Source organism: Arenimonas oryziterrae DSM 21050 = YC6267, from assembly GCF_000420545.1.
GTDB classification, from domain to species: Bacteria; Pseudomonadota; Gammaproteobacteria; order Xanthomonadales; family Xanthomonadaceae; genus Arenimonas; species Arenimonas oryziterrae.
This window is the reverse complement of sequence record NZ_ATVD01000005.1, coordinates 1-12,172: the sequence shown is the minus strand read 5'-3', so window position 1 is coordinate 12,172 and position 12,172 is coordinate 1. Positions and strand designations below refer to the sequence as shown.

Below are 12,172 nucleotides of genomic sequence, written 5' to 3'. Positions count from 1 at the left end.
GCTATCGTCCGCGATTGACTGCGTGAGTGTAAACCGTGCTCAACGGCGCTGTTCATGGGGCAGGAACATGCACCATAGATTGGCGCTGCCAAGACGTCCCTGGCCGGTCACCGCAAAGCCGGCGCGTTCGTAGAAGCGGACATTCGATGGGTTCGCGGTCTCCAGGTAGACACCTCGGGATTTCTCGTCAGACGCCGACAAGTCGCAGAACGACTGGAGGAGCCGCGTCCCGATGCCGAGGCCATGCATGCGCGGGTCCATGCCGATCACGCCAAGATAGTAGTGCGGCACGTCCGGCTTGCTTTGATGCGCGATCTCATCGTAGATCGCCGAGCGATCATTGAAACCGGGAATGGCCATCTCGAGGCCGCCCCATTCTTCCTCGAACGCATCTGGCCAAGGTGGCGGCGCGGCGGCATTCCCCATCGCCGCGCCATGAATGCCGCCGGGGTCCCGCGCAATCAGCACCGGCATGCCCAGCGCAATGCGGGCTCGCATCAGCAGCGAGAAGAACCGCGTCAAATGCTCTCGGTAGTTCGGGCCGGTCTGCAAGAGGAATCCCGTAATCGGGTCCTCCGCGAATGCGGCGGCCAGGCAGTTCACGGTCTGCTCGAGGTCGGCGGGCTGGGCAGCGGTGATTTGCATGGCGCCTGATCCCTGGTTTGGCCGTCGCTCAGTGCGATGACGGAAGCAGCATGACAAACGTGTAGACGAAATAGGCAATGACCGGAGCAGACACGATCAGGACGGCTTTATAGAGGCGAAGGTGTGTCGCCTGGCGTTGAATGGCGACTTGTTGTTGCGCAATGGCCTGCTGCTGGTTGGCAAGTGTCTGGCGCTGTACTTCAAGAATTTGATTCAGCACAGCGACGACCTGGTCTTCGTTGTTCATGGGGTCTTCTTCGCAAAGGGGGGGCAAAAAATCGCAATAAAGTGCTGATGCACCGGGTATGAGACGCGGAAACTGGTCTTACACGGACGTCGCAACAGGCGTGTGGTTGGGCGCGCACGCAGGTGAACTTATACTGGAAATTGCCCTGTCACAGCATTTTGATTGCCCTAAGCCACGCGAGCGCATCATCCGTCCATCGATCAGTAGCCTTCCCCTGCTTCTTGACCCCAAAAGCATGTCCGCCGGTTGGATAGATGATGAGGTCCACGCTGACGCCAGCCTTCTTCAACTCTCTCGCATAAACTTCCGAATAATGAACCGGATCTACCGGGTCATCTTTTGCGTGTATGAGAAGCGTGGGTGGTATTTCAGTTGAAATCTCGATGTCGGTATTCAACTCTTGGGCGGCGACTGCTTTTGGAGTCTTGTTCTTGTGCTCCATCGTCATGTGCCCCGGATAAACAGGAATCGCGAAGTCGGGACGGCTGCTGATTTGATCGATGCGATCAATCGGAGCATAAGATCGCTTGTTGAAAGCCGTGCTGGAAAGCACCGCCAGATTTCCTCCGGCTGAAAACCCCATGACGCCAATCTTGTTCGGATCAATACCGTATCTGGCTGCGTTGTACCGCACGATGGAAATCGCTCTTTGAGCGTCTTGCAGGGCCATGGGAATGCGAGGGGTCTCATGCCGGCGGGTGACTTCATTCCAATGGCAGCCAGTATTGGGAACGCGATACTTCACAAGAACGCAGGTGACGCCGGCGTCGGTCAACCATTTGCATACATCCGCACCGTACAATCCAATCGTGCTTTGTGGCCCAATCGCCAGGGCTTTGTATCCGCCTCCCGCAAAGACGAGGACGGCAGATCGAGTCGATTTTCCTCGCGGGCGATAAAGCAGAAATGTCGGACGCGTGATAGGTGATTTTTCGGCAGCGAGTTCCCTGATTCCGTCCAGCAGAACTTTAGAGCCTTCGGGCCACAACGGCACTTCCTGCGTGTAACGCATTGCAGGCAGGGAATTCGCGGATGCGGGCGCCTGCTGAGACGCGCCTGCGGGGCTTTGTGCCAAAGGCCATCCGCTGCTTGACGCAAGCGCCGCGGGCGAAATCGCCAACGCAAAGACGGCATTCAATAGGGCAAGACGATAGGGGTGCACCGGCGTCGCTTCCTTACGGCCTGGTTCTGTTCGAAAACTGCAGTATGAGAAAAACGAACCCAACGCCGATGGCAAATCCAGCGCCGGACAGGCCGACGACATTAAGCAACCTCACATTGCCAGAGTAGTGAGATAGGCCAGAAGCGCCAATCACAAATAAAAGCGCTGCCATGGGGAGCAAGGACTTTGAGCGGTTCATGATGGCTCCCGGAAGTGATTGCTTGCTGGTGATCGGGCCCATTCCCTGCCGTCGGCATGAATGAGCGACTTGGCAAAAAAATCAGGACAGCGTCTGCTGCATTTGCCTTGCCACCACATTCGCCGCTTGAGCCAGATTGCTTCGGTCGTAGTCCATCTCATCTTTCCTGCCTGGCGGCGTACTGAGCGTAGCCCTGCCGTTGGTCAGACGAATCTGCAATTGGGGGCGCCATCTCGAATCACGAAACGCTACCTCTTCAATCTCGGAAAATTCCAGCCGGCGCCAGCGGGAAAACCACATCCAGAATGGAGAGTACAAGTACAGAGCCCTATTGGTGACCAGCAGTGCGTAGTCGCCGCCCCGATGGAAAGTGCGGTCCATCGCCGACCAAACAATGGTCTCGTCGGGAGGCAGTCCCAGCTTGGTAAATGGATACTCGTACAGGACCTTCATGGCACCTGACACCCAAGACGCGGAACTTCCGCACCCAATGATAACCGGGTTGAATCCGCTGGTCCCACGGAGGGCCTCTGAAGCGCGTGGTCAGCCCTCAGGCTGGCGGCGCCAAGACGAGAAGACCAGTGCCCACACGGGGCCGAAGAGGAACCAGAGGATTGCACAGCCGATGGCGATTCCAAACCACTCCTTCAGTGCTTCAGTAGCAGGCTCATTGTTGACGAAGGCTATCAAGCCAGCAAGTAAAACCAGGGTGATCGCTACCGCGACGAGGCAGCGAAACCACAGCAACAACTCATAACGAAGCGCTGGCCAACCACGCGTGGGTGCCTTGGATGGAACCGGCCCATTGGCAAACCGGTGCGCAAAACGCTGGTCCGCCCAGGAGACGGCAATACCCCCAAAAGCAACCGTGAAGCCCACATAGGCAGCAGCCAGGCCATGCGCAAAGCTCGCAGGAGTGCCCGAGCCCAGATCAATGGCAGTGAATGCAAGCAGAGACAAATCTATTGCGGGCAAGGCGAGCAGAAGAATGTGACTGAGCTTTCTGTGCTGCAGCAGATAGCGCGCAGCAAGACCCGAAAAGAGCACCAGCCAAAATGAAACTTCGCACCCGATGATCAGCCAATAAAGGTAGGAAGACGGCATCTCAATGGCCCTGCGATCAGGCGTGCTGCCCTGTAATGAGAGACGTTCCAACCAAGCGGTCCCCGCGGGTGCAGATCCACTCTGGCGAGGGGCTAGACATCACTACGCAGCGTCGTGCGCTGGCCGGGGCTGAGCACGAGCGGCTCCGCACTCGGGCTGCCGTCGGGCTTGAAGAACGGATTGAGCCGGTATTTTCCGCTCAGGCGAGACCAGGTCATCGATGCCAGGTAGCGCAGCACGGCAAAGACAAAGCCAATCCGTGAACCTTTCGGTGGCGGAGCCTTGGCACCTTGCACGTTGACGCGCATGCGTATCGGTCCGAAGGATTCGTCCAAGCTGGCTTCGCCGCGTTCGAGGCAGGTATGGACCAGGCCGATATGTGACTGTCGATAGTCGCGTGGCGTGTTTCCGATCGGGGTACGGCAACAGCTTGTGTACCAGCGAAGCGTGCCCTTCGGCGACAGTGACATGCAAGTCAGATTCTCGACTCCGCGCAAGAGCGTGACGTGCCTTGGCCGGACCGCGACGATATCGGTTCCTCCGAGGCTGTCCAGCATCCCATCGGGGAGTCCAAGGAAGTGCGCAAACGATTGGCAATCGTGGCAATAGCAGACAGCCCGCGTGCCGAGGTCAGGGCGGTCCACCGCCGCTTCGAATGCGCCGCAACGGCAGCGGATGGGGTGAGTGGTCGTCATGGCCCGTTAGGCTATCAATGCTTGCTATTGCCGTCCAACGCCAGAATATCGCGGCGGCGTGGCCGCAGCCGCGGACTCAAATCAGCAAGCCGGCGGCCATCCGCCGGGAGTAATGGCTCGCCTTTCGAGTCAAGGCCGACCGAGCCCGGCGGTCGACCGGAACGCGTTGTTTGGACGCAGCAGCTGGATGAGCGCAGCCGCTAGCCAAATGGGCACGAAATACACGATGCCAACAATCCAGCCATTCACGGCGATGTAGCGCAGGAGCCAGCCAAAGCGAGCATCCGTGGCAAGAACGGCGGCCGGCATATCAGCGACCCCAAGCGCATACAGCACGTCAGAGGCGTACACCAAATACAGGGCGCCCCAGGCAAAAGCCACCGTAGCCACACCCGACGCCAGCGACATGGCAAGACCAATGCCGAAGCGGCGGAACAGGTATAGGAGGCCGACGGCGTAGATGAGGAGAGCTGCTAGCAGGATCAGATGTGACATGGCTTTGCTGCCTATCGCCTGAATTAAGCCGGGCCGCGCAGCGGCTGCCGCTTGAGTGAATGGTTGGGCCGCGTCCCGGTTACGCGAGCCATGACCCTACTGAATCATCAAACTCTTGGAGTTTCTGCCGTGGAACCAATAGCACGATAACGAAGTCGCCGAAAGATTCGAGTGCACGCAGTGCCCGCGGGCCTTGAAGAAGATGTGCATCCAGGGCGGCAACGATCTGCGCGGGTGATTGAGCCGGAAGGCCAGACAGCGGGGGCATGAGCGCGCGCTCCGCATCAGCGAGGCAGGGGCTGACAACCGCATAGACGTCTTCCGCAGTGCCGCGCCAGTCAACGGGGCCGCCATGGCGTCCTTCTGCTTGGGACAGCAAGATGCTTTCACACTCCTCGTCGTTGGCCTTGCGCATCTGGCGTTGGACATCATCGGGGAATTGAAGAATGGCAGCGACGCTCAAAAGGTGCGCTTTTGAGTTGGAAAACAGTCGTCCAAGAAATTTTCGCATAGTGGCCTAACGCCTGAAATAACCCGTCGCCGGCCCGAGTCAATGGGAAACAACTAGTCCGACTCCGGCGGTCGGGTTGAACGAACGTTAGAGCCATCTATGGAATGTCAGGGCTGCATGCGCCACCAAGTATAACCAAGCAGGTATTGCAACCATGAAAAGCAGCATTCGCAGCCAAAAGGATAGGGGGATTGATGCCATCGCCGTACGAATGGCGGGCAACGAATCGGCGGACTGAACCAGGGTGGCGGACAGAGTTCGCTGCTTCTCGAAATACAAGACTGATAAGAGGCCGAAGGAAAACGCCAACCAGGCAGCCCAGGCAAAACGAGTGCCAAGAAATGCAATCCCGAAGAAAAGCGACAATGTCACTGCCGTCATTGCAAAAACAATTTGCGCTGCAGTTGGCTTTGCCTCCAACAGCGTGCTTCTCTTATGACATCGTCGGCAATAAAGAAGGCCGGGTGCGATGCATAGGCGCCACGTCGGGAAGGCAGGTTCGTCGCAGTGTGGGCAGTTCTTCAATGCCTCTAACGCCTGAATGTGGCGGCAGTCGCGCTGCAGCAGTGGATTGAAATCGGGCAGACGTCGGCCGTCTGCTGGAATGACTTGTTGGACCCTACTTTACATTGACACAAAGAAACCAATTGGGGCCGGGGTATCCATGAAGGAGTCAACCAGGGCGAGCAGTCAGGCTCCGCTTTGGGGAGGCGGCGATCCATGCCAGCCAAAGCAGTACTGCGAAGACCAGCAGGCCCAGGGCGAAGGCGGACGGTCTGCCGATGGAAGCGACGAGTAGGGTCAGCGGTTTGGTGCCTTCGGACCGTGCCAAGAGCATCTGCAGAAGTCCGTTTACAAAGGCGAACGATCCTGCGAGCAGCCACGGCCAGCCGATGCGCCAGTTCCTGAAGAAAAACAGCAGCGCGACACCGCCGCCGACCCAGGTGATGGTCTGACCGGCCGCCGCAAAACTAGGTGGAGCGCCTGGCCCTGATGCGCGGAACCCGGGGGCATAGCTGATAAGGGCAAAAAAAAGTGCAATCTCCATGAACAGCAAGCCCGTGCTCAGGAGCAAGGCACCGTGAATGCGGCGGTTCCGTCTCAGGGCGAATGCTAGAAGTACCAGTAGCGCCACCTCCAGCGTGACCATGACGTTCTGGACCACCATAAAGTCAGCTCGACCCAGCGCCGCATCCTTGGCTGCCGAGTGGACGGTCAGAAACGTCAAGGTAGCCACCAGCACCGGGCCGGCGACGAAGATGGTCTTGCCCACGATGCGGTGGCTGTCGAAGCGGCCCTGCCGAATGAGAAATAGCTGAATCGCCAAGAGTGTGAGCCATCCCAGAATGGTGATGACATGCACAACATGGTACGCCGTGATACTGGCGTCACTGCCAACAAACAGGCTTGAGAAGCCGACTAGGCTGATCAGCATAACCAGGCAAAGAAAGAAAAGTTCGAGCGAGTAGGGCTTGTTCATGCATTCCTCTGAGCGCACCGGATCAAAGAGATGGACAGCTGACTAGTGGGTTGCATCGATATTCGAACAGCTAGCATGCACTACGGGCGGTCGCGAGGCGTAACGCCTGAATTCCTTAGAGCGATCTCAGCTTGAACGAATGGTTAGGTGGTGTCGATTCATTGAACGGCGACTAGCATTCCCAGCCCGATTGCCAGCAGCACCCAAGGCAAGACCTTGCCTGGCCAATGATCACGGCTGAATCTGGAGTATGCGTAGGCCAGGCCAAGAAACGAAGATGACAGGAACAAAAGTCCGATGCCTGCGACCACGGCGCGGGAGCCGAAAAGAGGCGCCCTGACCAGGTAGATGCCAAAGTCAGGTCCCTCGATTTCAGGCAGATGTGCGCGGAAGATGGCGCGCACACCGTGAAACAGTAGGAAGCCAGAGAAAGGCGCCACCACGATGGCAAGTAGGGCAGAGTGCAACCAAGTGGGAAGCTCTTCATCCTTTGGGAACACAGGGAGTCTCCACATGCCAACGAAGGCCTGGTTGTTGACGAACGAGCAGGATAAAAGCGGCTTGTTCAGGATGGGAGCGGAGGGCTAACGAACGACCCTCCTGCACATCGATAGCTTAACGGAGAGGGAAGCGCCAGGCGAGCACAAACGCCGGTCGAGAGTCCGCGCTTTTACGGTTATAAATATTGTTGTGGTGCTTTTGGCGAGGATGCGTGCGGCCAAACGCCTGGATTCAACGGACAACGCGGCTGCAAGGCGCGTTCTTCCGCTGGAATGAGTTGTTAGGCTTTCTTGTGAAAGCCATACCAAATCGCAGCTGGGAGAGAGGCGATGAACAAGAAGACCCAATAACGCCAGTACCAGTCGGAAGCAGCAAATGCCCAGTGGCACAAATACGAGCTGTCATTGCTCTGGCCGAGGCAGGATTGATGCCACCACATCCTGGTTAAGATTGCTGCGACCAGAGCGAGCATAAAGGCAGCAAAGGCTACAGAAACTGCGAAAGCCGACTGAAGAATTTGTTGAAGAATGGCTTTCAAATTGACCGGGCCCGACCAGGCCTAACGCCTGAATTCAGCGGCGTCCGCGCCGCAGCAGTGGATTGAAACCAGCAAGACGTCGGCCGTCCGCTGGAATGACTTGTTAGGCGGCATTTGCAAATCGCCAGGTTAGATAGATTGCGGAAGCAGCAACGCCGATAAAGGAAACAGAACAGACGAGCCGGCGCGAATAGTGTTTTTTTACAAGCGACCGATAGAAAAGGAGAAGTGCGCATCCTGAGACAATTGAAAGCAGCGGAGTCACTACCAGACCCCATTCTCCTCTGTGATCGCCGGGAAAATCGGTCACCCCAAATGTTGCTAGTGAATTGCTTAGCGCCGCACCCATCCCATAGCACGACGCAGCCAAGCCGAGCCAACTAAATATCCCATCGTCAGGTGGCTGATGTCGATTCATGACGCCTAACGCCTGAATTTAGCGGCGGCCGCGCCGCAGCAGTGAATTGAAATCGGCCAGACGTCGGCCGTCCGCTGGAATGAATTGTTAGGCCCGTTGCTCGCCGCGGTTGACCGCGAGCGCGTAGACATAGCTCAGCGGCCAGAAAAGTATGACGACAAGAACCCAGGGCCAGCTGTCTGCATGATATGCGCGGCGGGCGGCGACGAACATAGTTGCAAAGGTAGCGAGAATTGCCGCGTATAGGAAAGCCGCGCCTGCCCAGCCAAGAACTGCAACTGGACTGCCCTCAGTATTGTTCGGAACGGTCAGCCAAGCGTAGAAGAAGAAACCAACTGTAATGGCCAGTGCTGCCTTTGGAACAATATTCTGCCGATTTTCCATTGAGGGCCTAACGCCTGAATTCAGCGGCGGCCGCGCCGCGGCAGTTGCTTGAAACCAGCAAGCACTCGGCCGTCCGCTGGAACGAATTGTTAGCCCCCATTGGAGCACCAATAATACATTTCTAGCGGCCCAGGCCTGGGAACGGCCTTCAATGCGTGGCCACGAACAATAAGGAGCGCCGTTGAAATACCAGTTGGCTCGTAGGACTCTTGAACATCAGGGTGCTGGGCCATTCGGTTTGTGATGTCCAACACTTCTTGGCGTGTGAAGTCTGCCCTGCTCGGCGTTAACGCGGACAGTAGATCGGTCGCCTCTTTGGGAAACATGTACACAGCAAATTGAGCCTGTTCCCTAACCATTTTGAGCTTTTGGCAATCAGGGTCTTTTATGACGGCTGAGATCATGACGTTGAATAGATTTGGAGGATACGTTTCGGGAATGGAGCACTCCCGGAAGGGAACTTGTCTTCGCGTTGTAGCTGGGGGAGTCATCGGCTTCGTTGGACCGACCAGAAGATCCATCGCTGCTACCTGATCAGACGTCGCGACAAACAAGTGGCCTTTGTACCGCGATGGGCGCGACATCTTTTGGTCGGACATGGGGGCTAACGCCTAAGTTAAGCCGCGCCGAAGGCGTCGGCTTGAATGACTAGTTAGGCCGAGCAGCCTACATGCCGGCCGCAATGAGCACATTTTCGAGACCACGGGTTGCTCCAAAAAGTGGAGTAGAAGAAGTGGTTGTCACATCCGGGACAGCGAAATGCAAGACGGTAGTTGGACACAGCGATGAAGATGAGTGCGCCCAGCCCGGCCAAAACGTAGAAGACCCAAGATGCCTCAAGGAAGCCAGATATGTAGCCGCCGCCAACTCCAAGTAAGGCGGTGGCCAGCCACCCAGTGCGCTCAATGCGCTTCCGACGGCGAAGCTCGGCCCACCTGTCTTCAAAGTACGCAGGGTACATGGTTATTGAGGCCTAACGCCTGAATTCAGCGGCGGCCGGCCGCGAACGGTTGGATCGGCCGAACTCGCACCCGGCCGTCCGCTGGAACGAATTGTTAGGCGACACTACCAAATCGGTCCGCGCGAAGCTGCGACGCGCTTCCAAATATCAGGCTGGCCAGACTCCCATACGCCGCCCAACAGATCTCGGAATGTTTGGTCACTTCGCGCCTGTTGCTCAATTCGCGAGACAAATAGGGGGCCAAAATAGTGAATTAGGTCTTCCAACGGGCCGGCCGCTAGAACGCTCAGCACAGTACCCGATGGATTCCTAGCGACTATTGCAAGAATTGTCTCCCAAGACTTCTCGGCGGCAGCCTCGTCCTCGGGCAACATGAACTGCTCCGCGGCCCACCAAAGCGCGTGCTTCTCGTTTACCGGGGCCCCGCTTTCGTAGAGCTCAATGTAAGCCATTGCCCAGGCTTCAATTTCGGTGGAGCGCTCGCTCATGTCGCCTAACGCCTGAATTTAGCGGCGGCCGCGCCGCAGCAGTGGATTGAAATCAGCATAACGTCGGCCGTCCGCTGGAATGACTTGTTAGGCGCCACTGTAGCCGAAAGCCCGAAGCCACAACTGACAGCCATAGCGATGCTCTGAAAACACAGAGGTGTCTGCGCACCGCCAGGAGTTAACCTTGCCGATATCCAACGCGCAATTGCCAGCATTCCGTGGAGTAGGGCCGAGCCAGCCGGCAGTGGGAGACCGCACTGCGTTGCCGAAGAGCTCAAACGTGAGCGCGAACCGGACAGGGAAGTAGAGCAGGCCAATTGCCAGTAGCAGTGTTGCCGCGAGAAGAATCTTGATTCGCATGGAAAATGCTTTTGGCGCCTAACGCCTGAATTTAGCGGCGGCCGCGCCGCAGCATTGAATGAAATCGGGCAGACGTCGGCCGTCCGCTGCAATGACTTGTTAGGCGCTACCGCGATCATTTTTTGAACGCGAGCCCAATTAAGAAAACCAAAGCGGCCACAATGCCGACAATGACAGCCCAGACGCCGCTCATGCCAATCTGAGTGTGAACTTGCCAAAGAGTGAGGGCGCCCACGAGAAAGAGCAGCCCAAAAACAGCAACGAGGCTGACGGAATCATTTCCAACCCGAAATATCCGTCCGTCGTCTCTATTTGCCCATCTCCGAATTCTGTTCACTGCTCGCATTTGTTTTCGCGCCTAACGCTTGAGTTAAGGGGCCGCCCACCGCGGGGCGCGAGCAAAGCATAATGCAATGACGCTTTGACCGCGCCCCGCGGTGGGCGGTCCCCTTGAACGAATTGTTAGGCCGCAATCAGTTGATGGCAACTAAGCCAAGCTTGCCGCTGGTAACTCGACTGGCAGCTGAAATCAAGAATTCTAGCGCCAAGGCCATTTCCTGACCTGCATTGGCATCGTCCGATTCATTGAAGTCAAAGTAGAACGCTGCCATGGAATCGGCTGATGCCTCGCGTATAAGGCTTGAGCTTGTCAGAGCCGAATGATGCTCAGGAGTGAGAAAGAAGTAGAGCAGGCCTCGTCGCTCGGATTGAATATTCTCAGCAATGGAACGCCAAGCTCCGCCCAACAAATCAACACCCTGAGTCTGGAGGAACGGGAGCAGGGTTGCAAAGATATAGCCGGATCCGGCGTCGAACGGAATGGCCAATGCATTGGCCGAAAGTAGTTCAACGAATCCGTCCTTCGGAGCCAAGAAGAATCGCTTTACCGGGCGAGCAGAGGCGACTAAGGCAGGAATATGGTGTTCTTCGAGGACGTACATTTTTGCCGTCGCGGACATGCTTTGCTCCTAGGGCCTAACGCCTGAGTTAAGCCGCGCCGAAGGCGTCGGCTTGAATGACTAGTTAGGCCGCCGCCAAGGAGTGCGACGGCCAGTAACAAATTCCCATACGCCCCAGCCAAAAAACACGAAGAACGCCGAACCTGCTAGACCGACCAGCCAGAAGCCGACTAGGAATACCATGTTGGAGTGGAGAGCGATGCCTGCGCAAGCTATCAGCGCTCCAGGGATTCCCGCAATCCAAGACAAGAGCGCGAGCGCTTTTGGCCTCGAATAAGAATCTGGGATGCGAGAAAGTGCTGAAATCATTGTGGCCTAACGCCTGAATTTAGCGGACAAAACGGCTCGCCGTTTTGTTCCGCTGGAATGAATTGTTAGGCCAGTACGCTGCAAATGGATTGGCCTAGTGAACTACTGTCTGCCAGAACATGACCTGCGTGGTTAAAAGGAGCAGCGCCCCAATGGTGCCAAGCAAGCGAAGCCAGAAAGTTGAGAGCTTTCTGGCAGAAAAAGAAACGGCCATGGCCACGGGAATTGCCAGAACTAGTGCGGTTATGAAGCCGCCTAGGCCAACTTGCCAATTCTCAAAAGTATGATAGCTGCCAAGAAACGCTAGCCCAATAAAAAAGCCAATAGTTCCTGCAGAGATCGACCAACAGTAGATTGCCACTCTTCTCAAAGGCCTAACGCCTGAATTTAGCGGACAACGCGGCTGCAAGCCGTGTTGTTCCGCTGGAATGAATTGTTAGGCACGACGCTACTTTGTGACAACTTTGAAAGCAAGAGTAGCCCCGATTAGGAATGAGAAGAAGCCGATAAAAAGAGCTGCAGCGGATAGCCCGGCCCCGCCAAACGACCGGGATGAAATGCAATTCCAGACGCCTGACACAAATGCGACTGCCCCAGAGGCAAATGAAAGCGCTAGCAAGAGCCAACCAATAGGGCCGTTGTTGTAGGAAATTAAAAAGAGGGCCGGAATCAGCGCGATGCCTTGAGCTACCAAGGCCCGGGCACCAACTGATTCT

General features: G+C 56.7%; 14 protein-coding genes. All 14 read right to left on the bottom strand.

The window, feature by feature from the left end; translation table 11 throughout:
• Positions 1-39 precede the first annotated feature (39 nt).
• Positions 40-645 carry a GNAT family N-acetyltransferase gene (locus G467_RS17605; protein WP_022969987.1) on the bottom strand — a complete coding sequence of 202 codons (606 nt, stop codon included), beginning with the start codon at positions 643-645 and terminating at the stop codon, positions 40-42.
• A gap of 28 nt (positions 646-673) precedes the next feature.
• Positions 674-892 carry a hypothetical protein gene (locus G467_RS0112005; RefSeq protein ID WP_022969986.1) on the bottom strand — a complete coding sequence of 73 codons (219 nt, stop codon included), beginning with the start codon at positions 890-892 and terminating at the stop codon, positions 674-676.
• Positions 893-1,040: 148 nt separating this feature from the next.
• Positions 1,041-2,156 (bottom strand): alpha/beta hydrolase, encoded by a 1,116-nt coding sequence (locus G467_RS17875; protein ID WP_081644677.1) that lies wholly within the window; start codon positions 2,154-2,156, stop codon positions 1,041-1,043.
• Positions 2,157-2,334: 178 nt separating this feature from the next.
• A complete protein-coding gene (locus tag G467_RS0111995; protein WP_022969984.1) occupies positions 2,335-2,706 on the bottom strand; it encodes a hypothetical protein in 372 nt (123 codons plus the stop codon).
• A 90-nt stretch (positions 2,707-2,796) separates the two neighbouring features.
• A complete protein-coding gene (locus G467_RS0111990; RefSeq protein WP_022969983.1) occupies positions 2,797-3,357 on the bottom strand; it encodes a hypothetical protein in 561 nt (186 codons plus the stop codon).
• A 92-nt stretch (positions 3,358-3,449) separates the two neighbouring features.
• Complete coding sequence (locus G467_RS0111985; protein ID WP_022969982.1) at positions 3,450-4,052, bottom strand: DUF6151 family protein; 603 nt, start codon at positions 4,050-4,052, stop codon at positions 3,450-3,452.
• Between the two features lie 129 nt (positions 4,053-4,181).
• Entirely contained in the window at positions 4,182-4,547 is a 366-nt protein-coding gene (locus G467_RS0111980; protein WP_022969981.1) for a hypothetical protein, read from the bottom strand.
• Positions 4,548-4,626: 79 nt separating this feature from the next.
• Positions 4,627-5,058, bottom strand: coding sequence for a hypothetical protein (locus G467_RS18085; RefSeq protein ID WP_155844894.1), 432 nt, complete (start codon positions 5,056-5,058; stop codon positions 4,627-4,629).
• A 673-nt stretch (positions 5,059-5,731) separates the two neighbouring features.
• Entirely contained in the window at positions 5,732-6,538 is an 807-nt protein-coding gene (locus G467_RS0111965; protein WP_022969978.1) for a hypothetical protein, read from the bottom strand.
• A gap of 158 nt (positions 6,539-6,696) precedes the next feature.
• On the bottom strand, positions 6,697-7,038 hold the full coding sequence (locus tag G467_RS0111960; protein ID WP_026802636.1) for a hypothetical protein: 342 nt from the start codon (positions 7,036-7,038) through the stop codon (positions 6,697-6,699).
• Between the two features lie 1,044 nt (positions 7,039-8,082).
• A complete protein-coding gene (locus G467_RS18080; protein WP_155844893.1) occupies positions 8,083-8,379 on the bottom strand; it encodes a hypothetical protein in 297 nt (98 codons plus the stop codon).
• Between the two features lie 1,065 nt (positions 8,380-9,444).
• Entirely contained in the window at positions 9,445-9,828 is a 384-nt protein-coding gene (locus G467_RS0111950) for a DUF6869 domain-containing protein (protein WP_022969975.1), read from the bottom strand.
• A gap of 833 nt (positions 9,829-10,661) precedes the next feature.
• Positions 10,662-11,147, bottom strand: coding sequence for a hypothetical protein (locus tag G467_RS0111945; RefSeq protein WP_026802635.1), 486 nt, complete (start codon positions 11,145-11,147; stop codon positions 10,662-10,664).
• A 757-nt stretch (positions 11,148-11,904) separates the two neighbouring features.
• On the bottom strand, positions 11,905-12,172 hold a 268-nt coding region (locus tag G467_RS18260), incomplete at its 5' end, for a hypothetical protein (protein WP_211214066.1).

Bases quoted from the DNA above. Each gene is read 5' to 3' on its own strand.
- G467_RS17605 (WP_022969987.1), bottom strand. From the start codon at position 645: ATGCAAATCACCGCTGCCCAGCCCGCCGACCTCGAGCAGACCGTGAAC.
- G467_RS0112005 (WP_022969986.1), bottom strand. From the start codon at position 892: ATGAACAACGAAGACCAGGTCGTCGCTGTGCTGAATCAAATTCTTGAA.
- G467_RS17875 (WP_081644677.1), bottom strand. From the start codon at position 2,156: ATGTCGTCGGCCTGTCCGGCGCTGGATTTGCCATCGGCGTTGGGTTCG.
- G467_RS0111995 (WP_022969984.1), bottom strand. From the start codon at position 2,706: ATGAAGGTCCTGTACGAGTATCCATTTACCAAGCTGGGACTGCCTCCC.
- G467_RS0111990 (WP_022969983.1), bottom strand. From the start codon at position 3,357: ATGCCGTCTTCCTACCTTTATTGGCTGATCATCGGGTGCGAAGTTTCA.
- G467_RS0111985 (WP_022969982.1), bottom strand. From the start codon at position 4,052: ATGACGACCACTCACCCCATCCGCTGCCGTTGCGGCGCATTCGAAGCG.
- G467_RS0111980 (WP_022969981.1), bottom strand. From the start codon at position 4,547: ATGTCACATCTGATCCTGCTAGCAGCTCTCCTCATCTACGCCGTCGGC.
- G467_RS18085 (WP_155844894.1), bottom strand. From the start codon at position 5,058: ATGCGAAAATTTCTTGGACGACTGTTTTCCAACTCAAAAGCGCACCTT.
- G467_RS0111965 (WP_022969978.1), bottom strand. From the start codon at position 6,538: ATGAACAAGCCCTACTCGCTCGAACTTTTCTTTCTTTGCCTGGTTATG.
- G467_RS18080 (WP_155844893.1), bottom strand. From the start codon at position 8,379: ATGGAAAATCGGCAGAATATTGTTCCAAAGGCAGCACTGGCCATTACA.
- G467_RS0111950 (WP_022969975.1), bottom strand. From the start codon at position 9,828: ATGAGCGAGCGCTCCACCGAAATTGAAGCCTGGGCAATGGCTTACATT.
- G467_RS0111945 (WP_026802635.1), bottom strand. From the start codon at position 11,147: ATGTCCGCGACGGCAAAAATGTACGTCCTCGAAGAACACCATATTCCT.